25 protein-coding genes are annotated in these 23,370 nt (G+C 73.4%); 14 read left to right on the top strand and 11 right to left on the bottom strand.

The features are described 5' to 3' along the window. Positions 1 to 21 precede the first annotated feature (21 nt). The 11 genes from D9V37_RS04900 to D9V37_RS04950 are packed head-to-tail and all read left to right on the top strand — an operon-like array spanning position 22 to position 10,458. Positions 22 to 1,599 carry an ABC transporter substrate-binding protein gene (locus D9V37_RS04900; protein ID WP_121805043.1) on the top strand — a complete coding sequence of 526 codons (1,578 nt, stop codon included), beginning with the start codon at positions 22 to 24 and terminating at the stop codon, positions 1,597 to 1,599. Beyond that, positions 1,599 to 2,636: an ABC transporter permease gene (locus D9V37_RS04905; RefSeq protein WP_121805044.1), complete on the top strand. Its 1,038-nt coding sequence runs from the start codon at positions 1,599 to 1,601 to the stop codon at positions 2,634 to 2,636. Before D9V37_RS04900 ends, D9V37_RS04905 begins: the two co-directional genes overlap by 1 nt. Then, entirely contained in the window at positions 2,633 to 3,571 is a 939-nt protein-coding gene (locus D9V37_RS04910; RefSeq protein WP_121805045.1) for an ABC transporter permease, read from the top strand. The genes D9V37_RS04905 and D9V37_RS04910 overlap by 4 nt, the downstream gene beginning before the upstream one ends. Continuing rightward, positions 3,558 to 4,550: an ABC transporter ATP-binding protein gene (locus D9V37_RS04915; protein WP_198412380.1), complete on the top strand. Its 993-nt coding sequence runs from the start codon at positions 3,558 to 3,560 to the stop codon at positions 4,548 to 4,550. The genes D9V37_RS04910 and D9V37_RS04915 overlap by 14 nt, the downstream gene beginning before the upstream one ends. After that, positions 4,547 to 5,632, top strand: a complete 1,086-nt coding sequence (locus D9V37_RS04920; protein ID WP_121805047.1) for an ABC transporter ATP-binding protein — start codon at positions 4,547 to 4,549, stop codon at positions 5,630 to 5,632. The genes D9V37_RS04915 and D9V37_RS04920 overlap by 4 nt, the downstream gene beginning before the upstream one ends. A gap of 28 nt (positions 5,633 to 5,660) precedes the next feature. Further along, complete coding sequence (locus D9V37_RS04925) at positions 5,661 to 6,800, top strand: LLM class flavin-dependent oxidoreductase (RefSeq protein ID WP_121805048.1); 1,140 nt, start codon at positions 5,661 to 5,663, stop codon at positions 6,798 to 6,800. A 2-nt stretch (positions 6,801 to 6,802) separates the two neighbouring features. After that, positions 6,803 to 7,951, top strand: coding sequence for a CaiB/BaiF CoA transferase family protein (locus D9V37_RS04930; protein WP_121805049.1), 1,149 nt, complete (start codon positions 6,803 to 6,805; stop codon positions 7,949 to 7,951). Further along, positions 7,948 to 8,646, top strand: a complete 699-nt coding sequence (locus D9V37_RS04935) for an enoyl-CoA hydratase/isomerase family protein (protein ID WP_198412381.1) — start codon at positions 7,948 to 7,950, stop codon at positions 8,644 to 8,646. The genes D9V37_RS04930 and D9V37_RS04935 overlap by 4 nt, the downstream gene beginning before the upstream one ends. Continuing rightward, complete coding sequence (locus tag D9V37_RS04940; protein ID WP_121805051.1) at positions 8,643 to 9,218, top strand: cysteine dioxygenase family protein; 576 nt, start codon at positions 8,643 to 8,645, stop codon at positions 9,216 to 9,218. The genes D9V37_RS04935 and D9V37_RS04940 overlap by 4 nt, the downstream gene beginning before the upstream one ends. Continuing rightward, complete coding sequence (locus tag D9V37_RS04945; protein ID WP_121805052.1) at positions 9,215 to 9,952, top strand: alpha/beta hydrolase; 738 nt, start codon at positions 9,215 to 9,217, stop codon at positions 9,950 to 9,952. Before D9V37_RS04940 ends, D9V37_RS04945 begins: the two co-directional genes overlap by 4 nt. Continuing rightward, positions 9,949 to 10,458 (top strand): flavin reductase family protein, encoded by a 510-nt coding sequence (locus D9V37_RS04950; protein ID WP_121805053.1) that lies wholly within the window; start codon positions 9,949 to 9,951, stop codon positions 10,456 to 10,458. The genes D9V37_RS04945 and D9V37_RS04950 overlap by 4 nt, the downstream gene beginning before the upstream one ends. Positions 10,459 to 10,527: 69 nt before the next feature. Here the strand turns inward: D9V37_RS04950 and D9V37_RS04955 are convergent, their stop codons facing one another. Then, a complete protein-coding gene (locus tag D9V37_RS04955) occupies positions 10,528 to 11,202 on the bottom strand; it encodes a TetR/AcrR family transcriptional regulator (RefSeq protein ID WP_198412382.1) in 675 nt (224 codons plus the stop codon). A gap of 104 nt (positions 11,203 to 11,306) precedes the next feature. Here D9V37_RS04955 and D9V37_RS04960 point away from each other — a divergent pair, with 104 nt between their 5' ends. Then, positions 11,307 to 12,758 carry an MFS transporter gene (locus D9V37_RS04960; RefSeq protein ID WP_121805055.1) on the top strand — a complete coding sequence of 484 codons (1,452 nt, stop codon included), beginning with the start codon at positions 11,307 to 11,309 and terminating at the stop codon, positions 12,756 to 12,758. A gap of 336 nt (positions 12,759 to 13,094) precedes the next feature. On the opposite strand, the gene D9V37_RS04965 is transcribed toward D9V37_RS04960, so the two are convergent. After that, positions 13,095 to 14,948 carry a chorismate-binding protein gene (locus D9V37_RS04965; RefSeq protein ID WP_121805056.1) on the bottom strand — a complete coding sequence of 618 codons (1,854 nt, stop codon included), beginning with the start codon at positions 14,946 to 14,948 and terminating at the stop codon, positions 13,095 to 13,097. Between the two features lie 222 nt (positions 14,949 to 15,170). Between D9V37_RS04965 and D9V37_RS04970 the strand changes: the two genes are divergently transcribed. Further along, positions 15,171 to 15,602 (top strand): hypothetical protein, encoded by a 432-nt coding sequence (locus D9V37_RS04970; RefSeq protein ID WP_121805057.1) that lies wholly within the window; start codon positions 15,171 to 15,173, stop codon positions 15,600 to 15,602. Here D9V37_RS04970 and D9V37_RS04975 read toward each other — a convergent pair. From D9V37_RS04975 to D9V37_RS05015, 9 genes are all read right to left on the bottom strand, one after another. Beyond that, positions 15,595 to 16,413, bottom strand: coding sequence for an SGNH/GDSL hydrolase family protein (locus D9V37_RS04975; RefSeq protein WP_121805058.1), 819 nt, complete (start codon positions 16,411 to 16,413; stop codon positions 15,595 to 15,597). The genes D9V37_RS04970 and D9V37_RS04975 overlap by 8 nt on opposite strands. A gap of 70 nt (positions 16,414 to 16,483) precedes the next feature. Beyond that, complete coding sequence (locus tag D9V37_RS04980) at positions 16,484 to 16,921, bottom strand: hypothetical protein (RefSeq protein WP_121805059.1); 438 nt, start codon at positions 16,919 to 16,921, stop codon at positions 16,484 to 16,486. Then, complete coding sequence (locus D9V37_RS04985; RefSeq protein WP_121805060.1) at positions 16,918 to 18,678, bottom strand: PHP domain-containing protein; 1,761 nt, start codon at positions 18,676 to 18,678, stop codon at positions 16,918 to 16,920. The genes D9V37_RS04980 and D9V37_RS04985 overlap by 4 nt, the downstream gene beginning before the upstream one ends. Before the next feature lie 149 nt (positions 18,679 to 18,827). Next, positions 18,828 to 19,127: an EthD family reductase gene (locus tag D9V37_RS04990; RefSeq protein ID WP_147455871.1), complete on the bottom strand. Its 300-nt coding sequence runs from the start codon at positions 19,125 to 19,127 to the stop codon at positions 18,828 to 18,830. Between the two features lie 5 nt (positions 19,128 to 19,132). Continuing rightward, positions 19,133 to 19,567, bottom strand: a complete 435-nt coding sequence (locus D9V37_RS04995) for an SRPBCC family protein (protein WP_121805062.1) — start codon at positions 19,565 to 19,567, stop codon at positions 19,133 to 19,135. 23 nt (positions 19,568 to 19,590) lie between these two features. Further along, the gene (locus tag D9V37_RS05000; protein ID WP_121805063.1) at positions 19,591 to 20,004 is read right to left on the bottom strand and encodes a nuclear transport factor 2 family protein; all 414 of its coding nucleotides are present in this window, start codon (positions 20,002 to 20,004) and stop codon (positions 19,591 to 19,593) included. A 15-nt stretch (positions 20,005 to 20,019) separates the two neighbouring features. Then, positions 20,020 to 20,835, bottom strand: a complete 816-nt coding sequence (locus D9V37_RS05005) for a hypothetical protein (protein ID WP_121805064.1) — start codon at positions 20,833 to 20,835, stop codon at positions 20,020 to 20,022. Continuing rightward, positions 20,832 to 21,710: a dihydropteroate synthase gene (locus tag D9V37_RS05010; protein WP_121805065.1), complete on the bottom strand. Its 879-nt coding sequence runs from the start codon at positions 21,708 to 21,710 to the stop codon at positions 20,832 to 20,834. Before D9V37_RS05010 ends, D9V37_RS05005 begins: the two co-directional genes overlap by 4 nt. Then, positions 21,710 to 22,438, bottom strand: a complete 729-nt coding sequence (locus tag D9V37_RS05015) for a dihydrofolate reductase family protein (protein ID WP_232524751.1) — start codon at positions 22,436 to 22,438, stop codon at positions 21,710 to 21,712. The genes D9V37_RS05010 and D9V37_RS05015 overlap by 1 nt, the downstream gene beginning before the upstream one ends. Positions 22,439 to 22,474: 36 nt before the next feature. Here D9V37_RS05015 and D9V37_RS05020 point away from each other — a divergent pair, with 36 nt between their 5' ends. Beyond that, complete coding sequence (locus D9V37_RS05020) at positions 22,475 to 23,242, top strand: hypothetical protein (protein WP_121805067.1); 768 nt, start codon at positions 22,475 to 22,477, stop codon at positions 23,240 to 23,242. Positions 23,243 to 23,370: the final 128 nt, after the last annotated feature.

Consider the following 23,370-nt stretch of genomic DNA (forward strand, 5'->3'; position numbering starts at 1 on the left):
CGAGAAGACCGAGGCCCCACCATGCCCAGCGCGCCCATCTGGACCCAGCGTTCGGACTCCGCCCGTCCCGTCGCCCTCTCCCGCCGCCACCTGCTCGGGATCGGGCTCGGGGCCGGCGCCCTCTTCGTGCTGGAGGCCTGCGGCACCGGCGGTGCCGACCCCAGCTTCGGCGGCGGAGGCGGCGCCGGCACCATCACCTGGGCCTGGCAGCTGCCCACCACCTGGGACCCGGTGACCTCCTCGGCCGGCTCCGACGTGCAGATGCTGGCGCTGACCTACGACGCGCTCACCGCCCTCGACGACTCCGGCAACGCCGTCGGCTGGCTGGCCGAGAAGTGGGCCTACAACGACAAGGGCGACCAGGTCACTTTCACGCTGCGCAAGGGGCTGACCTTCTCCGACGGCTCGGCGCTGGACGCCGCCGCCGTGGCGAAGTCCATCGACCGCGGCCGCACACAGACCGGCTCGCTCATCGCACCCCAGATGACCGACATCACCAAGGTCACCGCCGACGGGGACCTCGACGTCGTCGTGCAGCTCAGCGGCACCAACTACCAGTACCCGCTGCTCTTCGCCGGCAAGACCGGCATGGTGGTCAACCCGAAGGCGTTCGAGAAGGACGCCGACGCGCTGGCCACCAAGCCCGCCGGCTCCGGGCCGTTCTCGCTCACCTCGTACGTGCAGAACGACCACGCCGAGCTGAAGAAGAACCCGCACTTCCACCTCGCCGACCAGATCGAGGTGGGCAGCTTCAAGCTCTACCCGCAGCCCGACCCGACCACGGCGGTCGCCTCGGCCACGTCGGGGCAGTACAACATCGTGCGGATCCCGGCCTCGGACATCAAGGCGGCCAAGGCGGCCGGCCTCGAGGTGCAGGTGCTCGACTCCACCTTCGTCAGCGTGCTCGACGTGAACGCCTCGATGGCGCCCTTCGACAAGCCGGCCGTGGTGGAGGCCATGAAGTACGGCATCGACCGCGAGACGATCAAGAAGGTCTCCAACTTCGGCGTCGGCGACGTCTGCTACCAGCCGTTCCCGAAGGGCTACGTCGGCTACAACGAGGAGCTGGAGAACCTCTACTCCTACGACCCCGCCAAGGCGAAGAAGATCCTCGCCGACGCCGGCCTCTCGGGCGGCGTCAAGGGCACCTTCACCGTGCCGGCGCCGGCCGCGCCGGCGGTGGAGCAGATCCAGGCCCAGCTCAAGGCCATCGGCATCGACCTGACGATCGAGACCATCCCGGCCAGCACCTGGACCCAGGTCGTGTACCTCAACCACTCCAAGGCGCTGGGCTACGACGGGTTCGCCGGCCGCGAGTCGCCGGTGCAGGCCTTCCAGGTGCTCTTCAGCAGCACCGGCCTGATGAACCCGGCCCGCCAGGACGACGAGAGCCTGCAGGCCCAGATCGCCAAGGTGAAGGCGACGCCCACCGACGACCCGTCCTACCCGGCGCTGCTGCAGGCCGCGACGAAGACCGCGGTCACGACCTACCCGAACACCTTCCTCTACGAGGCGCCGTTCGTGATCGCCCGCCGGAAGAGGGTCACGGCCCTCAAGCAGCACCCGAGCCTGCGACGCTTCGAGGGGATCTCCGCTTGATGGCGACCGCCACCACCTCACCCGCGCTCACGCGGTCGCCGGCGCGGCCCGCGTCGGGTCGGCTGCTCGCAGCGGCCGCCCCGCTGGGCCGGCTGGTGCTCACCACCGGGGTGGTGCTGTTCCTGGCCTCGGTCATCACCTTCGGTCTCGGCGCGCTGAGCAAGAGCAACCCGGCCGCGGCGGTGCTGGGGGAGACCGCCACCGCGAAGGACATCGCCACGCTGAACCACCAGTTCGGTCTCGACCGGCCGCTGGTGCCGCGCTACCTGGCCTGGCTGGGCGACGCGCTGCACGGCGACCTCGGTCGCTCCTGGTTCACCACGGTGCCGGTCTCGAGCTCGGTGCGGCAGGCGCTGCCGGTGGACCTGTCGATCGCGGCGCTGGCGCTGGTGCTGGCCGTCGGCATCGGCACGGCGGCCGGCATCGGGGCGGCGGTGCGCGCCGGCGGGCTCTTCGACCGCGCGGTCACCGTCGTCTGCTCGGTGCTGGCCACGCTGCCCCCCTTCGTCATCGGCATCGGCCTGATCGTGCTGCTCTCGGTGAAGGCCCGGCTGCTGCCGGCCGGCGGCTACGTGTCGTTCGGCAGCGACCCGGTGCAGTGGCTGCGGTTCTCGATCCTGCCCGCCCTGGCGCTGAGCCTGGAGGTGGCGGCCAACATCGCCCGTCAGCTGCGCACGACGCTGGTCGCCGCGTTGGAGGAGAACTACGCGGTGGGCGCCCAGATGCGCGGCTACTCGCGCCGACGCGTGCTGTTCGGCCACGTGCTGCGCAACGCCGTGGCCCCCACCCTTGCGGTCATCGGCATGGCGCTGCCCCTCATCGTCGGCGGCGCGGTGATGACCGAGAAGCTGTTCAACCTGCCCGGCATCGCCCAGCTGGCGCTGCAGTCCGCCCAGCGCGGCGACGTGCCGGTGGTGCTCGGGACGCTGCTGATCACCGCCGTGCTGGTGCTGGCCGGCAGCCTGGTGATCAACGCGGCGCAGGTGCTGCTCGACCCCGCCGCCCGGCGCGGCGCCGCCTCGGGGAGCCGAGCATGAGACTGCTGCGCAACCTCGTCCGCATCCCCGCCGCCCGGGTGGCCCTGGGCATCCTCGCGGTGGTCGCGCTGCTCGCCGTGCTGGGCGGCCAGCTGGCCCCCTACGACCCGCTGCACCAGTTCGGCGACGTGCTCGCCGGCCCCAGCGGCCACCACCTGCTCGGCACCGACTACGTGGGCCGCGACGTGCTCAGCCGGCTGCTGGCCGGCACCCGGCTCTCGGTGGTGGGCGCGCTCGAGGCGGTGCTCATCGGGCTCGTGCTCGGCGTGCCCACGGGCCTGGCCTCGGTATGGGCCGGCCGGCTGGGCGAGTGGCTCGCGCTGCGGGCCTCCGAGACGCTGATGATCCTGCCCTTCACGGTCTTCGCGATCGCGGTGGCGGGCACCCTGGGCAACGGCCTGCACCAGGCCATGGGCGCCGTCGGCGTGCTCACCAGCCCGGTGTTCTTCCGCATCACCCGCGCCGTTGCGCTGGGCCTGCGGCGCACCCAGTACGTCGAGTCCGCCGAGCTGATGGGCGCCTCGCGGCTGTGGGTGCTGCGGACCCACGTCTGGTCGAAGGTGGTGCCCAACATCGCGGTCGCCTCGGCGCAGGCGATGGGCTCGGCGCTGCTGGTGGTGGCCGCGCTCGCCTTCCTCGGGCTGGGCATCATCCCGCCCACGCCCACGTGGGGCGGCATGTTGTCGGCCGACCTCGGCTTCTTGCAGCAGCAGGCCTGGGCGCCGCTCTTCCCGGGCGTGCTGATGATGCTCACCGTCGGCTCCCTCAACATCCTGGCCGACTGCATCCGCGAGGCGAGCACCGGCGAGGTCCGGCGTCGCCGCGGCCTCGCGGCGCGAGCCCTGCCGGGCCGCCCCCGAGCGCCCTTCGGCCTGCTCGGCGGCGCCGACCCGGCCCCCGATCGCGACGAGGAGGCCGGCCGTGCCGCAGCCTGAGACCACCGGGTCGACCCTGGGCGTCACCGACCTGCGCGTGAGCGTCGCCCACGGGCAGACCGCCGTGCGCGACGTCTCCTTCGACATCGCCCCCGGCGAGTCGGTCGGCCTGGTCGGGGAGTCCGGCTCGGGCAAGACGCTGACCTGCCGCGCCGTGCTCGGGCTGCTGCCCGGCGGGGTGCGGGTCGAGGCCGGGCGAGTAGAGCTCGGCGAGGGCCCGACCGCGGTCGAGCTCACCGGTGCCGGGCGGCGTACCTGGAACCAGGTGCGGGGCACGCGGCTGGCGGCGGTGTTCCAGGACCCCGCCTCCTACCTCAACCCCTCGCTGACCATCGGCCACCAGGTCGACGAGCAGCTGCGCGTGCGCGGCGGCCTGGCCCGCGCCGAGGCCCGCACCCGCACCCTCGAGCTGCTGCTCGAGGTGGGCATCCACGACGCCGCCACCGTCTACCACCAGTACCCCTTCCAGCTCTCCGGCGGCATGTTGCAGCGCGTCCTCATCGCCATCGCCGTCTCGCTGAACCCCGACCTCCTCATCGCCGACGAGGCCACCACCGCGCTCGACACCGTGGTGCAGGCCGAGATCCTCGACCTGGTCGGCCGGTTGCGCCGCAGCCACCGGCTGAGCCTGCTGCTGGTGACCCACGACCTGGCCGTGGTGGCCGAGAGCTGCGACCGGGTGCTGGTGATGTACGGCGGTGAGATCGTCGAGAGCGGCCCCACCGAGCAGGTGCTCAACGACCCGCAGCACCCCTACACGCAGGCGTTGATGCGGGTGGCCTCGATCGGCGACTGGTCGCGCCGCACGCTGGAGACCATCGCGGGCCAGCCGCCGGCGCCCGGCGAGGAGCTGCCCGGGTGCCGCTTCGCGCCGCGCTGCCCGCTGGCCGCCGCGGAGTGCACGGCCGCGCCGGTGCCCGTGGTCGAGCTGGGGGACCAGCGTGCCGCCCGGTGCGTGAAGGTGGCGGTGCCGGCATGAGCGTTACGACGAGCCCCGCTACCACCGACACCGCGCCGCTGCTGCGCATCACCGATCTCGCCGTCAGCTACGCCGCGCCCCGCCGGGGTACGCACCTGGGCACCGGAGCCGCGCTCGACGGCGCGGAGCTCGAGGTGCGCCGCGGCGAGATCGTCGGCATCGTCGGCGAGACCGGCTCGGGCAAGACCACGCTGGCTCGCGCCACCGTCGGCCTGGTGAGCCCCGCGCGCGGCACCATCGAGTTCGACGGCACCGACCTGGGCTCGCTGCGAGGTCGCGCCCTGCGCGACTTCCGGCGTCGCGGCCGGGTGCAGCTGGTCTTCCAGGACTCGCTGCGCTCGCTCGACCCCGACCTCGACGTGGCCGCCCTGGTGGCCGAGCCGCTCGACATCGCCGGCGGGCTGTCGGCGGCCGATCGCTCGCAGCGCGTCGACGAGGCGCTGCAGGAGGTGGGCCTGGAGCCCGGCGCCGTCCTACGGCGCCGGCCGGGGCAGCTCTCCGGCGGCCAGCGACAGCGCGTGGCGCTGGCCCGCGCGATCGTGACCCGCCCCGACCTGCTGCTGTGCGACGAGCCGGTCAGCGCCCTGGACGTCTCCAACCGCAACCTGGTGCTCAACCTGCTCGACCGGCTGCGCCGCGACCTCGACCTCGCGGTGGTGATCATCGCCCACGACCTGTCCTCGCTGGCCGGCATCGCCGACCGGGTGGCGGTCTTCTACCGCAGCCGGCTGGTGGAGCAGGGCCCGATCCGCGAGGTGCTCGAGAGTCCGGCCCACCCCTACACCGCGCTGCTGACCGCCTCGGCCCCCAGCGTCACGCGGCACCACCGGCTGCGGCCCGACGACGTATGCGTGCCGGTGGACGACGAGCGCGCGGCCTGGACCGCCGACGGCGGCTGCGTCTTCGCCGCGCGGTGCCGCTTCGCCCACGACGCCTGCCGCGTGCAGCCGGACGTCCTGCCGCTCGGACCCACCCGTACCGCCGCCTGCTACGTCGCCGGCCGCTGGGACCAGCCGGCCCAGCCGACCCAGCCGACCCAGCCGACCCAGCCCCAGTCGACCCAGTCGACCCAGCCGGCCTGACCCGACCACCTACGAAGGAGAGCCACCCATGAGCTACGACGACGTCGAGATCCTCGGCATGATCGGCACCGCCGATGCCTCGGAGATCCGCCCCGCCAGCGGACCCGTGATCGACCCCGAGTACACCGCCCGCTTCGCCCGCGCCCACGAGGAGGGCGGCTTCGACCGCGTGCTCATCGGCTACGGCTCCGGCTGGGCCGAGGGCACCCAGGTGGCGGCCTTCGCGGCGGCGCACACCGAGCGCCTCGGGCTGTTGGTGGCGCACCGTCCCGGCGTCGTGCACCCGACGCTGGCCGCGCGCACCTTCACCACCCTCGACCAGTTCAGCCACGGCCGCGTGGCGCTCAACATCGTCACCGGCAGCACGAACGCCGAGCAGCGCCGCGAGGGCGACTACGTGCCCCACGACGAGCGCTACGCCCGCACCGACGAGTACCTGCAGATCCTCCGCTCGGCCTGGGACACCACGGGGCCGCGTGACTTCGAGGGCTCCTACTACCGCTTCGAGGGCGCGACCCCGCAGGTGTTCCCCTACCAGGACCGGCACCTCGAGCTGTTCTTCGGCGGCAGCTCGCCGGCGGCGTACGTCGTGGGCGCCAAGCACGCCGACACCTACATGCTCTGGGGCGAGCCGCTGGCCGAGACCAGCGGCCAGATCGACACCATCGCCGAGCAGGCCGGTGCTGCCGGCCGTGCGCAGCGGCCGCGGGTCTCGGTCTCGTTCCGCCCCGTGCTGGGCCGCACCGACGCCGAGGCCTGGGAGCGCGCCCACGGCATCCTCGACACGATCAACGGCGCCGTGGGCCAGCAGTTCAAGGACCGGCACAGCCGGCTGCACCCCGAGGGCAAGGCCCCCGAGAACGCCGGCTCGCAGCGGCTGCTCGCCGTGGCCGACAAGGGCGAGCTGCACGACCGCTGCCTGTGGACCCCCACCACGAAGGCGGTGGGCGGCGGCGGCAACTCCACCGCACTGGTCGGCTCGCCCGAGACGGTGGCCGCGGCGATCCTGGACTACGTCGAGATCGGCGTCGACACGGTGCTGATCCGCGGCTACGACCCGCTGCAGGACGCCATCGACTACGGCCGCGACCTGCTGCCGCTGGTGCGCCAGGAGCTGGCCCACCGCGCCGCGACCCGGCGCACCCCGGCCGCGAGCGTGGCCGGCTGAGGATGCGACCTCTCCACGGGGTCCGCGTCGTCGAGCTCGCCCACGTCGCCGCCGGCCCGTTCGCCGGCATGCTGCTCGCCGACCTCGGCGCCGACGTCGTCAAGGTCGAGCCGCCGGCCGGCGACCAGATGCGAGCCTGGCCACCCTTCGCCGACGACGGCGAGGAGCGGTTCAGCCACAACTTCGCCTCGGTGAACCGCAACAAGCGCTCGGTGGTGGCCGACCTCAAGGACGCCGACGACCTGGCGCGGGTGCATGGGCTCGTGGCCGCGGCCGACATCGTCGTGGAGAACTACCGACCGGGCGTGCTCGACCGGCTGGGCCTGGGTTATGAGTCGGTGCGCGAGGGCCACCGCGGGCTGGTCTACTGCTCGATCTCGGGCTACGGGCTGACCAGCCCCTACGCCGACCACGGCGCCTACGACGTGGTCATCCAGGCCATGTCGGGGCTGATGAGCGTCACCGGCGAACCCGACGGCGGACCGGTGAAGGCCGGGGTGCCGGTCGGTGACTTCGCCGCCGGCCTCTACGCCGCGTACACCGTGGCGGCGCTGCTGCCGCAGGTGCGCGGGAGCGGCACGTCGGTGCGCGTGGACTGCCCGATGCTCGACTGCCTGCTCGGCATCTCGGCCCTGCAGACCAGCGAGTACTGGGGATCTGGGTGCGAGCCGCAGCGGCTGGGCACCGCCCACCCGCGCAACGCCCCGTACCAGGGGTTCTCGGCCGCCGACGCCGACTTCACCGTGGCCGCCGGCAACGACCGGCTCTGGGCGGCGGTGGCCGAGGTGGTCGGCCGACCCGAGCTGGTCGCCGACCCGCGCTTCGTCGCCCAGCTCGACCGCGTGGCCCACCAGCACGAGCTGCAGGCGCTGCTGCAGGAGCGGTTCGGCCGGGAGAAGCGCGACCACTGGCTCACCGAGCTGCGCGCCCGCGGAGTGCCCTGCGGGCCGGTCAACACCTTCGGCGAGATCCTCGACGACGCCCACGTCGAGGCCACCGGACTGGTCGGCACCGTGGACGTACCGGTCGCCGGGCCCACCCCCACCGTCGTCTTCCCGGCCCGCATCGAGGGCCAGGACGCCCGCCTGGACCGCGGTGCCCCACGCCTGGGCGCCGACGCCGACGTCTACGCCGAGTGGGGTGTCGCGTGAGCCTGCGCGTCGAGCGGGGCGAGGTCTGGACGCTCACCCTCGACCGCCCCGAGCGGGCCAACGCGTTGTCCGCCGGGCTGGTCGAGGCGCTGCGCGACGCCCTGGCCGAGGCCGAGTCGGTCCGGCCCGTCGCGGTGGTGCTGCGCGGCAACGAGCGCCACTTCGCCGCCGGGTTCGACCTCTCCGAGCTCGCTACCGAGTCCGACGCCTCGCTGGCGCTGCGGTTCCTGCGGCTGGGTCTGCTGCTCGAGCGGGTGGCCGCCGCCCCCTTCCTCACCGTCGCCGTCGTCGAGGGGGTCGCGGTGGGCGCCGGCGCCGACCTGGTGGCCGCCTGCGACCACCGCCTCGCCGCGCCGGGTGCCACGTTCGCCTTCCCGGGCTCGCGGTTCGGCGTGGTGCTGGGCACCGCACGACTGGCCGCTCTGACCGGCGGACCCGCGCTCTGCGGCGGGCGCCGCGTGCCGGCCACCGAGGCCGGCGGCCTGGTCACCGGCACGCCCGACCGGCTCGAGCGGGTGCTGCGCGACTGGGCTCGCACCGACCCCGCCGCCCGTCCTGCCCTGCTCGGTGCCGCCCGCTCGGCCCGCGCCGTCGACCCCGACGCCGCCCTGGCCGCCCTGGCCCGCTCGTTGGCCGTTCCCGGCCTGCGCGACCGCGTCGCCGCCCACGCCGCCTCGTTGAAGGAGACCGCATGACCCAGCTCGCCCGCCTCACCGACAGCCTCGAGGCCATCGTGCGCGAGAGCGCCGACGAGGTCGCCGTCACCACAGCCGTACGCGACGCGCTCAGCGCCGCCCTGGCCGAGGGGATCGACCTGCCCGCGTGGGCCACCCGGCCCGACCCGGAGCGCTACGTGATGTATCCGCTGCACGTGGCCGAGGACGGCTCGTTCTCGATCGCCAGCGCCGTGTGGGACGTCGGTCAGGGCACCCCGGTGCACGGGCACGAGACCTGGGGCGTGGTGGGCATCCACTCCGGCGTCGAGGTGGAGACCCGCTTCGCCAAGCCCGCCGAGCCCGACGTACCCCTGCTGGCGCTGGGCACCGAGGAGTGGTCGGCCGGGCAGGTGACCATCTGCTGCACCACCGACGACGACGTGCACCAGGTCCGCTGCGGCGGCGACCACCCGGTCGTCGGCCTCCACGTCTACGGCGCCGACATCGGCACGCTGCCGCGCCGCTCCTACGACCCGAGCACCGGCGCCGTCCACTGGTGCACCTCCAGCTGGGCGCCCGCTCCCACCACCGTCGAAGGAGCAACCCGATGACGACCTCCATCGCCACCTGGGACGAGCCCGCCGGCGCCACCGCCCGCGGCACGCTCATCGTGCTGCCGGGCCGCGGCGAGACGGTCGTCGCCTACGAGCGCTTCGGCCGCCGGCTCTCCGGCGACGCCTACAAGGTGCGCCTGGTCCCCGTCGACCTGGCCGACCTCGACGCCACCCGCGCGCAGATCGAGGCGGTGCTGGCCGACGAGTCGCTGCCCTCGCCGAAGGTGCTGGTGGGCGCCGACAGCGGCGCCACCCTGGCCGCGCTGCTCTCGGGTGTCGCGGGCGTGGACGCCGTGGTGCTCGCCGGCCTGGCCCTGCCTGGACTGGTGCCGGACTCGGACGCGCCGCAGTCCTGGGAGGCCGAGATCGAGGCGCGCTCGGCCTGTCCGGTGCACCGTTCGGTCATCGGCGCCGACGCCGGCTTCGAGCGCGGCCGGCTCGCCGACGCGCTGCCCTGGGCCGAGGTCGACCTCGCCGTCGCGGTGCCCGCGCTGGTGCTGCACGGCACCGCCGACCCGGTCACGCCGGTCGCCGCCGCCCTGACGCCCTTCCTCGACGCCGACCACGTACGGGTGCGGGCCGTCGAGGGCGGTCGTCACGACGTGCTCAACGACGTCTCGCACCGATCGGTAGCCGCCAGCGTCGTGCTCTTCTTGGAGTCGTTGCGCCTCGGCGCCGACCTGCCTGCGGTGGTCCGCCCCCCGGCCGAGCTCGCGGTGGGTGTCGGATGAGCGTGCTGCCCACCAACCAGGACCTCGACGCCAGCCTGCTGCGCAAGGCGTTCGGGGTGTTCCCCAGCGGCGTCGTCGCGGTGGCCGCGGAGGTCGACGGCCGCCCGATCGGGCTCGCCGCGAGCTCGTTCACCTCGGTCAGCCTCGACCCGCCGCTGGTCGCGGTCAACCTGGCGGTGACCTCCAAGACCTGGCCCGACCTGCGTCGCTCGGAGCACCTGGGCATCACCGTGCTGGCCGCCCGCCACGACGTCGTGTGCCGGCAGCTGGCCGGTCCGGTCGCGGACCGGTTCGCCGGCGTGGACTACACGGTGGGTCCCGAGGGAGGCATCACCCTCGACGACGGCCTGGCCCGGTTCGACTGCACGATCTACCGCGAGGTCGAGGCCGGCGACCACGTGCTGGTGCTGCTGCGGCTCCACACGGTCACCCACGCCGAGGACGACGCGTCCGGCTCCCCGCTGGTCTTCCACCGCAGCGGCTTCGGGACCGTGCTGCCGGCATAGCCGCCGGGAGGCGCGCTGGTCAACGAGGTGCGCCACCACCGTCTCGAGACCGAGGCTGGTCGCCGCTCGCTAGCGATCCGCCTGCAGGCGCAGGCCCGCCAGCACCAGGTCGAGGCCGGCGCTGAACTGGTCGGCGTCCTGGTGGCCGTCGAACTCCTCGACGACGTAGTGCAGGAAGGGGTAGTCCTGCGGGTCGGACTCCCGCCAGCGCTCGGCGTAGCGGCCCAGGTACTCCTCGCGGGTGGTCTGCCCCTCGAGCACCTCGGCCGGTGGCTGCTGGCCGAGGTCGGCGGCGGTGCCGATGACGTAGCCGATGACCGCCGACAGGGCGTGGAAGGTCTCCCGAGGTGGCAGGTCGAGCCGCATCACCTGCTGGCCCAGGTGCTCGTAGAGCCTGAGGGCGTTGGGCTGCAGGTCGGTGTTGCGCAGCAGGTAGGAGGCCAGCCACGGCCGGGCGGTGACGGCGTCGAAGAGCATGACGGCGCTGGTGCGCAGGTCCTCGATCGGGTCCTCTGTGGCCTCGCGTCGGGCGATATCGCCGAGCACGTCGCCGATCACGTGGTCGGTCGCGCGGTCGAGCAGCTCCTCCTTGTTGTCGACGTACCAGTAGATGCTGGCCACGCCGCCGCCGAGCCGGCCGGCCAGGGCGCGGAAGGTGAGCGCGGCGCTGCCGGCCTCGTCGAGGATCGCGACCGCCTCGGTGATCACCGACTCCATCGAGTGCGAGGCGCGGCGGCGTGGCATGGATCTCCTCCTGGGCAGAACGGCTTGCGCGGTATCGAACGTTGTTCTATCGTATCGAACGTCGTTCGGTAGTCGAACGTCGTTCGATCTCTGGAGGTGTCACCATGACCACGACCACCGACGTCCCCGTTTCTCGCACGTACGCCTCCTTGTCGGCGGCGTGGATCCCGTTGGCCGCCATGTGCCTGGCCTTCTTCGTCGAGATGGTCGACAACACGCTGCTGATGATCGCGCTGCCCACCATCGGCCGCGACCTGGGCAGCGGCACCACCGCCCTGCAGTGGGTCACCGGCGCCTACTCGCTCACCTTCGGCGGCCTGCTGCTGACGGCCGGCTCGGCCGCCGACCGGATCGGGCGTCGGCGCGTCCTGCAGTGGGGGCTGGCGGCGTTCGGCCTGATCAGCCTGTGCGTGGTGGTCGTCGACAGCGCCGGCGAGCTGATCACGCTGCGCGCTGCGCTCGGCGTCTGCGCCGCCGCGATGGCGCCCATCACCAACTCCCTGGTCTTCCGGCTCTTCGACTCCCAGGCGCTGCGGATGCGGGCGATGACCGTGATGATCGTCGTCGGCATGAGCGGCTTCATCCTCGGCCCGCTGCTCGGCGGCACCGCCCTGGCCCACGTGCGCTGGGAGTGGCTGCTGGTGGTCAACGCCCCGATCGCGCTCATCGCCTGGGTGGGCGTCCGGCTGGGCGTCCCGGCCGACCACGCCGAGGACCTCACCTCCGACCGGCTCGACCTCCCCGGCGCCGTCCTCAGCATCACCACCATCGGTCTGGCCTGCTACACGCTGACCAGCGGCGTCGAGCACGGCTGGGACTCCGCGGTGACGATCGCCTGCGCGGTCGGTGCCGTGCTCGCGCTGATCGCGTTCGTGCGCCACGAGCAGCTGACCCCCGAGCCGATGCTCGACCTGGGCCTGTTCTCCAGCGGCACCGTCCGCGGCGCCGCCGTGGCCCAGATCGGCACCTCGATCGCGCTGGCCGGCATCATGTTCAGCCTGATCCTGCACTTCCAGTACGCCTACGGCTGGAGCCCGGTGCGTGCGGGTCTGGCCAACCTGCCGATGATCGTCACGATGATCATGGCCACGCCGATCTCCGAGCAGCTCGGTCAGCGCCTCGGCCACCGCGTGGCCTGCCTGGTGGGCGCGGTGCTCCTGGCCGGGTCGTTGGCCGGCATGTCCTGGGGCGTCAGCCACGGCTACCTGGCCATCGCCGTCGCCATGGTCGTCATGACCATCGGGCTGCGCACCGTCATGACCATCTGCGCGGTGGCGCTGGTCGATGCGATGCCGGCCAACCGGACCTCGATCGGCGCCGCGCTGAACGACACCGCACAGGAGGTCGGCACCAGCGTCGGCACCGCCGTGGTGGGCACGCTCATCGCCGCGCTGGTGACCGCCACCCTGCCGGTCGGCCGGTGGAGCGACGACCTGGTCGCCTCGTTCTTCCACGGCGAGCGGGTGACGTTCGCGGTGCTCGCCGTCGTGGTCGCACTGGTCGCCGGCATCGGCGCGCTGACCCTCACCGACTCCCACTCGGTCGAGGAGCACTGAGGCGCCTCTCGAGACCCGCCCGCCGCCTGTGGGGCCGTGGGCGGGTTTCGAGACGGTCGTGGGCGACCTCCCCAACCGCGCGGCTGGGTAGGGGTCGTTTCTCAGACGTCAACGGGTGTTGACGTTCGTCCGTGGTTGCGGTGGTCGAGGCTGAGGTGGACAGTGGCGATCTCCTTCCGGGGCGCTCCTGTCGGGTGGTCTCGATGCGCGTGCACGCCAGGGCTCGCAGAGCTGCTCGACCATCGCGACGACGTGCTCGACGAGGAGTGGGCCCGACGGCCGGACCTGACGGCTGGGCCCGCTCGAGGACCACGGACCCGTACGACCTCCGGTGGCTCAGAGCGCCAGGACGTTGCGGAGCATCGTCGGGCCGTGCTCGGTGAGCACCGACTCCGGATGGCCCTGCACGCCCCAGACCCGGTGGCGACGGTGCTGCACACCCATCACCACACCGTCGTCGGTGGTGGCGGTGACCTGCAGGTCGGCGGGCAGGTCGTGGGCCGCCAGCGAGTGGTAGCGGCCCATCAGCAGTGGATCGGGCAGACCGGCCCACGGACCCGTGCCGTCGTGGTGCACCCAGGAGGCCTGGCCGTGCACGACCCGCGGTGCCGGGCCGACGGTGCCGCCGTACGCCTCGACGATGGCCTGGTGTCCCAGGCACACCCCCAGGACGCTGGTGAGCCCGCCGAGCCGGCGGACCAGCTCGACGCAGGCGCCGGCGTCGGCCGGGGCGCCGGGGCCGGGGGAGAGCACGAGGTGGGTGAAGCCGCCGGCGAGGTAGGCCTCGGCAAGATCGGGCTCGTCGTTGCGCACGACGACGCACTCGGCGCCGAGCCGACGGGCGTCGTCGACGAGGTTGTGCACGAAGGAGTCGTAGTTGTCGACGAACAGCACCCGCGCAGGGGCGGTGAGCGGGCGCGCCGGCCGCCGCGGCGCGAGCGGTTCGGCCCGCGACGTCGTCCGGTGCATCGGTGCGGGTGGCGTCGGCACCGCGAGCTCGCCGCCCACCGCGTCGACCAGCGGCCGCGCCTTGACCAGGCACTCGGCCCACTCGGCGGCCGGGTCGGAGTCGGCGACGATGCCGCCGCCCACCCCCAGCGTCACGGCGCCGGCGCTGACCTCGAAGGTGCGGATCGCGACGTTCAGCTCCAGCCGGTCGGGTCCGACCACCCCGACGGCGCCCGTGTAGACCTGCCGCTCGCACGGCTCCAGCTCGGCGATCAGCTCCGTGGCGCGGACCTTCGGCGCCCCGGTCACCGAGCCGGGCGGGAAGGTGGCTCGCAGCAGGTCGGCGTCGGTGCGGCCGGTGTCGAGGGTGCCGTGGACGTCGGCCACCAGGTGCCAGACCGCGTGCGGCTCGGCTCGAAGGTCACCGGCGCGGACCGTGCCCGGCCGGCAGACCCGGGCCAGGTCGTTGCGCATCAGGTCGACGATCATCACGTTCTCGGCGCGGTCCTTGGCCGAGGCGGTGAGATCGGCGGCCAACCGGGCGTCCTCCTCGTCGGTCGCGCCGCGGGGCGCCGTGCCCTTGATCGGGGAGGTGACGACCTCGTCCCCGGTCCGACGCAGGAACAGCTCCGGCGACAGGCTCGCCACGGCGCCGCCGGGCCACGAGACGTACGCCGCGTGCGCCGGCGCGAGCCGGTCGACGCCGGTGCAGAACAGGTCGAGCGGGTCTCCGGTGAGCTCCGCGCGCAGGGCGGTGGTGAGGTTCACCTGGAAGACGTCGCCATCGTGGATGTGGCCGAGCGTGCGGCGGACGGCGTCCTGGTGCTCGGCCGCCGACCGGTCGGGCCGGAACGGAGTGAGGTCGTAGGGCTGGTCGTGCGTCGGCGCGGGGTCGGGCAGCTCGCCGACGTCGCCCTCGGCGTACCAGGTGCCGTGCTCGCGACGCAGCACCCAGGGGTAGCGGGCGATGGCCGCGGCCGGCATCGGCTGCGGGTTCGGCGCGCCGGCCGGCACCTGTTCGAGGAGGTGGCGCAGCGGGTAGCCCCAGGAGCCGATCCACCAGCCTGGCCCGTCGAGGTCGAAGGGGTCCTCGTCGGGCCCGAGCACCCGGTCGGGCGCGTAGGCCACCAGCGCCTCGTCGGCCCACCCGCCCCCGACCAGGCCCACCAGCCGCTCACGACCCCGCAGCCCGCGCAGCACCTCGGTCGGCGTCGCCCGCCACGGCAACCGGACGCGAGGCATGAGGGGAGGGTAGGGCGTCGGCACACCGACGGCGGTTGAGTGGTCGCCCAGCGACGTCGGCCGGTGGTCGAGCAGCGACCGTCTCGAAACCCCGTCGTGTGGTGGTCGAGCAGCGACGCGAGGAACGAGCGAGCGCGTCGAGGCCACCCGACCGACCACCCGACCGATCACCCGACCGACCACCCGTCCCGACCACCCACCCCGCCCTCGTACGCTGGCCCCGTGAGCGAGGAGTGGTGCGATCACTGCGACCTGCCCCTGGCCACCTGCGTCCACGGCCGCCCGCCCGCGCCGCCCGCGGCCGCCGCGCCGAAGCCGGCCCGGCAGCCGCGCGCACGGCGAGAGCCCGCCGCGCCGCGCAAGAAGGCGACCGCGGGGGTCGTGGTGCGACGCTCGGCGCGGACGATGACGCCGGCTGCTTCGTTCCGCCCGCACATCCTGGCCGTGCTCGACGAGCACGACGGCGAGTGCGAGGCCGAGGCGCTGCTGGCTGCGCTGCACGAGCGGATGGAGCCGGAGCTGCTCGAGCAGGACCTCGCGATCGTCAACGGCGAGGTGCGTTGGCGCCAGACCGCTCGCCGTGAGCGTGCCGCGATGACCACCGACGGTCTGCTCGCCCCGCCCCGGACGCCGGGGGTCTGGGAGCTCAGCTGAGCGCGCGCACCCGGTGCAGCGTGTCGCCCAGCAGCACTCGGGCGATCAGCCGGTGCCCCTTTGCGCTGGGGTGGTTGCCGTCGGCGGCGAGCAGCGAGGTCAGGTAGACGTGACCGTGGTGGCGAAACGGCGCGACCAGGTCGACGTAGGCGGCCGCCGACGCGTGCGCCTGGGTCCAGATGACGCCGTTGACGCGCCGGGTCAGCCGGCGCGAGGCGGCCAGGCCCTGCGCGGAGTAGGCCTGGTAGGCGACGTCGCCGTCCTCGAAGACGTTCCAGTAGCCGACGTAGGCGACGACGGTGGGCTGGCCGGCCCGCAGCACCGCGATCTGCCGGTCGATGGCGGCCAGGTGCCGCTTCAGCGCGGCCAGCTCGTCGGCCACGCAGTCGCCGGCGCCGGGGTGGGCGTCGCACTGCCCGCTGGTGACGGCGTCGTGCTGGTCGGAGGTGTCGTTGGCGCCGATCTCGACGACGACGACGTCGGCCGCGGCGACGTCGCGGGCCCGCGTGGAGCCGGTGTCGCGCAGGGCCGCGAGCACGTCGGCCGAGGTCCAGCCGCCCTTGGCGTCATCGGCGACGTGGACGCCGCGGTGCAGCCGCGAGGCCAGCGCGCGGCCGTAGAGCGTGGGGAACGGGGTGCAGCCGCAGTGGCTGCCCGCCGGCACCGAGTCGCCCAGCGCGACGACGTGCAGCCTCGCCCCGCCCGCGGCCGCCGCGGTGCGCGCGTGGCCGTCGCCCGTGGCGGCGCTCAGCAGCACCGCCGCCAGTGCGGTGACGAGCACCACCGCAACGGGTCGCAGCCGACGGAGCACGTCGCCGAGTCTGCTCCTCGAACCTGAGAGACCGGGGGACCGCGCACCGGCGGACGTGGGCGATCCGGCCTCAGTGGTTCGCGCAGCAGGGCGTCGGGTTCGGCTGTTCGAAGGGGACGTGCGCGGCGCGGTCGGGACTGTCGGTGCCGTCGTCGTAGGGCCGGAGCACCAGCACCGTCCGGCCGGCCTCGACCAACGGGCGCACGAAGCGCTGGGTCTCCACGCGCTCCTGGGCTCCGGGCACCGTGCCGTCGAAGCTGCGGACCTCGTCGAGGAGCTCCAGGAGGGCCGCGACCTCGAGTGTGCCGCTCAGCTGCTCGTGGCCGGGGAAGACGAACAGCCGGGCGCGGTCGGGCAGCTGCTGGGCGTTCTCGGCGCTGACGATGACCACCTGGTCCACCGGGTCGAACACGGTGGCCACGAAGGCGCCGCCGCTGCCGTCGTAGGCGTGCTCCGCCTCGCGGGTGGTGGCGAACCCACCCGCGAGGCGCAGCAGCCCGGAGCTCACGACGTGAGCACCCAGATCGGGTTCGTGTAGAACCACAGGTCGTTCCACGGGTCGGCGTTGCCCAGCGCGTCGGCCTGCGGGCCGGCGGCGTCCACCCCGGCGCCGTTGATGCCGGCGGCGGTGCGCTTGCCGTCGCTGCCGCGCACCCGCAGGTAGAACGGCTGGTCGGCCCGGCCCAGCGGGTAGGTCAGCGTGATCTGGCCGCGGCGGCCGGTGACGTCGAAGGTCTTCACCACCTTCGTGGTCGGCGTGGTGAAGGTGTCCTTGTCCGACACGGCGCCGGTGACGGTGCCGCGGATGACGTCGACCTTGGCGAGCGCGGGCACGAACTCCGCCCAGTTCGGCTGGTCCTGGGTCACGATCGAGACGACCAGCTCGAGCTGCTGGCCGCGGCGGCACCGCACGGCGCTGCCCAGCGGGTAGCCCGGGTCGCGGGAGCCGGCGGGCCGCACCCGGACGTCGAGCGAGCCCAGCAGCGACCCGTGGTCGACCCACACCCGGCCGGCGCGCAGCCCCTGCATCACCGCGGCGTAGCCGAACTGTTCGGCGCCGACGTGGGTGCGGCTGTAGTAGCCGGGCCAGAAGTCACCCTGGGTGAGGTTCGGACCGGTGCTTCCGTGCACCGGGTCGCCGTAGCGGCCGTTGGCGTCGAAGTAGGCCTGCGTGTCCTGGCCGACCGGGCGCGCCGAGTCGTCGGCGTAGACCTGGTGGGAGTCGGAGTTGGCGGTGATCCACCAGGGCTTGCCCTCCGCCAGCAGGCTGTCCCACAGCCCGCCGACCGTGGCGGTCATCCAGTCGAAGCCGCCGTAGGTGACGTAGCTGGCCAGCGGGTAGCCGGCGAAGCTGTTCGCACTGGGCGAGTTGTCGTAGTAGCCGCGCCCGGAGCCCGGACCGTACGGCGCGGGGATGCCGGCGGCCTGGTGGCCGGGCGCACCCTCCATGCCCAGTGCGATCCTCGGCTGCTGGTCGCGCCAGCCGCGGATCTCGTGCGGGGAGTCGATGCCCTTGCGAGCCGGGTGGTTGGCGAAGAACATCGCGTCCTTCACCCGGCCCTTGGTGACGCTGGCGGCGAGGAAGTCCAGGCCCCTGAGTGCCGCCGACTCGTTGGCCGTCGAGCTGGCCGTCGTGTTGTTGACGACGCCGTCGAAGGAGTTCTCGAACTCCTTGAGCACCGCCACCTCGTTGCTGCCGGGGTGCACGAACACCGTGCCGTGCTCGGCGGCCGGGATGTTCCACTCCAGGCCCTGGAAGACCAGGGTCTGCTCGCCGTACTCCTCGCGGGCCGCGCGGATGTCGGGGTTCACCTTCTCCACGCCGATCTTGGCGTGGGCGATGCTGCCGTGGTCGGTGATGACCATCCAGTCCAGCCCGTACGCCGAGGCGTGCTTGACGTGGTCGGCCACGCGGTACTGCGCGTCGCTGCTTTGCTGGGTGTGGATGTGGTGGTCGCCGGCCAGCCAGGCATACCCGTGGCGCGGCGCCCGGCGCGACGGCTGGTGGCCGTGCTCGTGGCGGCCGTCGGCGTGGGCGGCGCCGGCCGGCAGCACGCTGGCGCCGGCCAGTCCGGCGCCGAGGATGCCGGCGCGGGTCAGGAACCCGCGACGGGCCAGCTGGTGCGGGGCGAGCTCGGCGTCAGGGATCGAGAGGTCCAGGACGGGGTCGCCACCGTCCGGGCCGGGCTCGGTGCCGTGGCTGTGGTCATGGCTGTGGCTGTGGTCGTGCGGGTGGTCGTGCGGGTGGGCGTGGTCGTGACCCATAGCTGGGCTCTCCTCCGGGGCGGGTGCGCCCGACGGGAGCGGGCGTCTGCGACGACCCAACCCAGAGCAGCACCAGCAGCGCAGGGGGCCGCGGGTGAACGCGCGGTGAAGGCTGACCCGGATCCGGGCCAGCCCAGCCGCACGACGCCTCAGCGGTGCTCGTGGACCTCACCGGTGAACATCACGAACCCCTCGGCCGGCAGCTCCTCCGCGTCGGCCGCGGTGGCGGCCATCTCCGGGCTGCGCATGGCCGCCTTCATCGTCTCGGCGTCCTCGAACCACAGCTCGGCCACGAAGTCGGGCACCTCGCCCGGCCCGAGCGCCCGCGTGCGGCTGGTGGTGAAGCGCGCCAGTCCGGGCAGCGCCAGCACGAGCGGCACATGTCCCTCGGTGTAGCGGCTCTCGAAGCCGTCGGCGGGGCCGGAGTACTGGACGCTGATCCGATGCATGCCGGTCACGCTAGTGCGTCGAGCACCTTCACCATGTCGTCCTCGGTGTCGCTGCCGATCTTCTCGAAGACCAGCTTGATGATCGGCGAGGCGAGCTTGGCGGCCCCGTGCATCTCGATGACCGCCTCGTAGGTCAGCTCCGACCCGCTGCCGTGGGGGCGGACCGTGATCGTGTCGGTGGAGGTGGCGGTGTCGTTGGTGCCCACGAACACCAGGCGCTCGGGCGTGAGCTCCTGCAACCGGTAGGTGAGCTCGGTGGAGACGCCGGCGATGGTCGAGACGTTGTGCCAGCTGCTCCCCACCGCGATCTCGCCGGAGTCGATACGCCGGCAGGAGTCGGTGCCGGGGTCCCATTCCTCGGCGTTCGCGAAGTCCTGCAGGTAGTCGATGACCACGGCGGGCGGCGGCGTGACGGTGAAGGTGCGGCTGATGGTCGGCATCCGCTCAGGCTCGCACCGAACACCTAAGGGTGGGGGCGCTCGTCGTCCCAGGCGGCGGCGCTGATCCGCCAGCCGGCGTCGGTGCGCACCAGCTGGATCGACTTGACTCCCCGGCCCTCGAACGGTGCGCCGTCACGGCGCCCGCCCTTGGCGTAGTCGCCCCACCAGTGCGCGACGTCGCCGTAGACCGTCACCGTGCCGGCCACTGGCCACTCGGCGAAGTCCTCGAACGACCCGTCGGCCAGCAGCTCGTGACGCGGCTCCACGAAGCCGTCGACGTCGTAGACGGCGAGGTCTCCGCAGGTGCGCACCACCACGGCGCCGGGCAGGAACAACGAGCGCAGCTCGGCCATCCGCTCGTCCAGACCCGGCCCGCTGGCGAAGGCGCCGAAGAACCGGTCGACGATCGCGAGGATCGTGGTCTCGTCATCGATCACGTGCCTGCTCCTTCGTCATGCCAGCTCCCTCGTCATGCCTGCTCCCTCGTCGTGCCAGTGCTCCTTGGTCTCGAGCAGCCAGAACGCCACGAACAGCGCGATCAGCGCCACCTCGACGCCCAGCACGGTGCGGCTCCAGTGCGCGACGAGCCCGGCGACCAGCCCGGCCGGGAGCGTGAGCAGCATGAGCGCCGCGATGGTGGAGTAGCCGTTCACCCGGCGGTGCCGCGAGGTGTGGGACTTGATCAGCGCCACCGCGATGATGCAGCCGAACAGCACCAGCGCGGCGGCGTAGTGCGCGGTGCGGTCGAAGCGGTCGCGGTCGGCGAGGAACACCACCACCGCCAGCACCGCGACGCCGACGCCGACGGCGCGGCCCAGCCGGAACACCGGGGTCGGCGTCGGCGTCCGGGTGCGCGCGGCGACCACGACCGCGGCCGCCGCGACGGCCAGGGCGGCGACGACCAGCGACCAGAAGCCGTTGGCCACCTCCGCGCGCACGGCCGCGCGACTCGGCTCGACCAGCCCGCACTGCTGCACGTAGGGCGTCGGGACGAGAGCCACCAGCGGCGCCATCATCCCGGCCAGGTTGAGCAGGACGTCCTCGGCGCTGCCGGTGCCCTTGATGACGACCAGGCAGACGCCGATCGCCACGAGCGCGCCGACGAAGACGTGCTGGGCGGGGGTGTAGACGTAGGCGCTGATCGAGTCCAGCACGCAGCCGCTGCGCACCGTCTCCAGCACCACCGCCGCGCCGAGCAGCACGGGCAGCACCACCAGCGCCACCCGCAGGTAGCGGTAGGTGACGGTGGGCGCCCGTGTAGTGGTCACGGGTCGACGCTGAACGTGGCCATCGCCTCCAGCACCGCGCGCACCCGCGGCACCTCGTGGGTGCGGTAGACGTCGGTCTGGCCGAGAGCGGCCAGCACCGCGAAGTAGCCCTCGCTGCTGCGCACCTCCTCGCCGAAGACGTCCATCGCGCTGGGCAGGGCGTGGCAGACCGGCACCCCAAGCGTGCGCAGCCGGAAGGTGTGCAGTAGCGAGCGCGCCTGGTAGCGGGCCCGCTCCACCGGGTCGGCGAGCCAGCCGAAGCCGAACCCGATGCCGGGGTCGACGACGAGGTCCTCCACGCCGCGCGCACGGGCAACGGCCAGCCGGGCCTCGAACTGCTCGAGCATCTCGGGCACCGGGTCGTCGGCGACGGGTCGGTCGCTCAGGGCGCGGGCGTGGTCGCCGACGATGTGGCACAGCACCACGGCTGCGCCGTGCGCGGCGGCGAGATCGAACATCTCCTCGTCGCGGTCCGAGCCGGTCAGGTTGAGCACGCGCGCGCCCGCCGCCAGCGCCTTCTCGACCGTGCGGGGGTGGTAGCTCTCCACCGAGACCGCGATGCCGTCGGCACTGAGCTCCTCGATCACCGGCACCAGCCGCCGGCTCTGCTCCTCGGCCTCGACCCGCTCGGCGCCGTCGACCACCGACTCGGCGCCGACATCGACGACGTGCGCGCCCTGCGCCGCGAGCACCCGCCCGCGGCGGGTCGCGGCCTCGGTGGTCGTGGCGACGCTCTCGCGGTACCAGGAGTCCCGCGAGAGGTTGACGACGCCCATCAGGGCCGGCCCGGCCAGGCCGAGGAACGGCGCCACCGGCCGGTCGAGGGCGTCGCCGTGCTCGGCGACCAGCCTGGCCAGCTCGCGCAGCGAGATCATCAACGGCGCCGCACGTAGCGGGCCATCACGAACCCGTCGGCGGTCAGGAGGTGTGCCAGCTCGAACCGGCTGACGTCGGGCAGAGCCTCGGTGTCCGGCGTCGTCGAGGTGCCGGCGAAGGTCGGCGAGAGGGTCAGGTCGGCCTCGTCGAGCCGATCGGCGGCCACCACGGCACGCAGCAGCGAGGGGCCGCCCTCGCACACGATGCGCCGCAGACCACGCTCGACCAGCTGGTCGATCACCCAGCCGTCGTCGACGCTGTCGGACCCGGACTGCACCACCTCGCACCGCTCGCGGACCGCGGCCAGCCGGTCGGCGTCGGGGGTGGCGCCGGTGAACACCAGCGGACGCTCCTCGGAGCCGGCGAACCCGTCGTCGCCCAGCGGCAGGTCGAGGGAGCCGGAGACCACCGCGAGCACCGGCGCGGGTCGCTGCCCCTGCGCGCGCCGCCGCTCGGTGTCGTCGGGGTCGGCTCGCAGCGGCCCGTAGCCCTCGGCCTTGACCGTGCCGCCGCCGACCAGGATCGCGTCGGCGAAGCGGCGGACCGCGTCGAACACCTGACGGTCGGCGTCGCCGGAGATCGTGTTCGACAGCCCGTCGGGCCCGGCGGCGGCGCCGTCGAGGGTGCTCACCATCATCGAGCGCACCCACACGCCCTCCTCGGGCCAGGGATAGGCCTCGGCGACGTCCTCGTCGGTGACGGGGCCGCGGTCGCGGCCGAAGATCATCTCCACGCCGGAAACCTATCCGGCCTACGCTCAAGCATGGTCCGGACGCTGGTGCTCGCCTGCCTGCTGCTGGTCGCGGGCTGCTCGCTGACCGGCTCGCGCGAGCATCGCGACGCCGACACCGACACCGACACCGGGACCCAGCGGCCCGACAGCACCGGCACGGGGACCGACACCGACACGATCGGGGTGACGGTCACCCGGATCCGGCTCGGCGAGGGCACGGTCACCTTCACGGTCAAGGTGCCGGCCGGCGACGACGGCTGCGCGGCCACGCCGCAGGCGCGCGTCCTCGGCTACGACACCACGGCGGTCAACGTCGAGACGGTGGTGGCCAGCAACCTCGCTCCCACCTGCCAGGGCGGGAAGCTCTCGCGCACCTTCACCACGCCGCTGGACCTGCAGGGTCGCGACCTGCGCGTCAACGGCGTGCTCTACCGCCCCGACGCCACCGGCCACGGCGTCACCGCCTGCGACACCACGCTGGGCTGCAACCCGCCCGCCGACCGGTGCGACCCTCGCTGGACCCGCACGGTCATCCCGCACAACGACCTGCCGCCCGACAAGCGCACCCGCGTCGTGGCCTGCCACGCGCACTGGCTGATCCTCGACGTCACCGCCACCACCCGCGACGGCGCCCAGCAGCACGTGCGCTGGTTCGCCGAGCTCGACCCGCAGCGCCGCTGGCTGGTCGTCGCCTCCACCCGCACCGGCGGCTGCGTCGACGTCCGCCTCGCCGTCCCGAGCTTCCCCCTGGCCTACTGCAAGAACCTCACACCCCCCGGCCCCGCGACCGCTGGTTGAGAAGCCCCGCTGGTCGAGGAGCCCGCGCTGGTTGAGGAGGTTGCGCAGCAACCGTCTCGAAACCAAGGGCCCACCGCGGACGTCGACCGGGGCTGCTGCACGATTCTGTGACAGTTGGTTAGGCCGCC

Origin of the sequence: Nocardioides mangrovicus, assembly GCF_003674065.1 — a bacterium.
Taxonomy (GTDB): domain Bacteria; phylum Actinomycetota; class Actinomycetes; order Propionibacteriales; family Nocardioidaceae; genus Marmoricola; species Marmoricola mangrovicus.

Bases quoted from the DNA above. Each gene is read 5' to 3' on its own strand.
- D9V37_RS04900 (WP_121805043.1), top strand. From the start codon at position 22: ATGCCCAGCGCGCCCATCTGGACCCAGCGTTCGGACTCCGCCCGTCCC.
- D9V37_RS04905 (WP_121805044.1), top strand. From the start codon at position 1,599: ATGGCGACCGCCACCACCTCACCCGCGCTCACGCGGTCGCCGGCGCGG.
- D9V37_RS04910 (WP_121805045.1), top strand. From the start codon at position 2,633: ATGAGACTGCTGCGCAACCTCGTCCGCATCCCCGCCGCCCGGGTGGCC.
- D9V37_RS04920 (WP_121805047.1), top strand. From the start codon at position 4,547: ATGAGCGTTACGACGAGCCCCGCTACCACCGACACCGCGCCGCTGCTG.
- D9V37_RS04925 (WP_121805048.1), top strand. From the start codon at position 5,661: ATGAGCTACGACGACGTCGAGATCCTCGGCATGATCGGCACCGCCGAT.
- D9V37_RS04930 (WP_121805049.1), top strand. From the start codon at position 6,803: ATGCGACCTCTCCACGGGGTCCGCGTCGTCGAGCTCGCCCACGTCGCC.
- D9V37_RS04940 (WP_121805051.1), top strand. From the start codon at position 8,643: ATGACCCAGCTCGCCCGCCTCACCGACAGCCTCGAGGCCATCGTGCGC.
- D9V37_RS04945 (WP_121805052.1), top strand. From the start codon at position 9,215: ATGACGACCTCCATCGCCACCTGGGACGAGCCCGCCGGCGCCACCGCC.
- D9V37_RS04950 (WP_121805053.1), top strand. From the start codon at position 9,949: ATGAGCGTGCTGCCCACCAACCAGGACCTCGACGCCAGCCTGCTGCGC.
- D9V37_RS04955 (WP_198412382.1), bottom strand. From the start codon at position 11,202: ATGCCACGCCGCCGCGCCTCGCACTCGATGGAGTCGGTGATCACCGAG.
- D9V37_RS04960 (WP_121805055.1), top strand. From the start codon at position 11,307: ATGACCACGACCACCGACGTCCCCGTTTCTCGCACGTACGCCTCCTTG.
- D9V37_RS04965 (WP_121805056.1), bottom strand. From the start codon at position 14,948: ATGCCTCGCGTCCGGTTGCCGTGGCGGGCGACGCCGACCGAGGTGCTG.
- D9V37_RS04985 (WP_121805060.1), bottom strand. From the start codon at position 18,678: ATGGGTCACGACCACGCCCACCCGCACGACCACCCGCACGACCACAGC.
- D9V37_RS04990 (WP_147455871.1), bottom strand. From the start codon at position 19,127: ATGCATCGGATCAGCGTCCAGTACTCCGGCCCCGCCGACGGCTTCGAG.
- D9V37_RS04995 (WP_121805062.1), bottom strand. From the start codon at position 19,567: ATGCCGACCATCAGCCGCACCTTCACCGTCACGCCGCCGCCCGCCGTG.
- D9V37_RS05010 (WP_121805065.1), bottom strand. From the start codon at position 21,710: ATGATCTCGCTGCGCGAGCTGGCCAGGCTGGTCGCCGAGCACGGCGAC.
- D9V37_RS05015 (WP_232524751.1), bottom strand. From the start codon at position 22,438: ATGATCTTCGGCCGCGACCGCGGCCCCGTCACCGACGAGGACGTCGCC.
- D9V37_RS05020 (WP_121805067.1), top strand. From the start codon at position 22,475: ATGGTCCGGACGCTGGTGCTCGCCTGCCTGCTGCTGGTCGCGGGCTGC.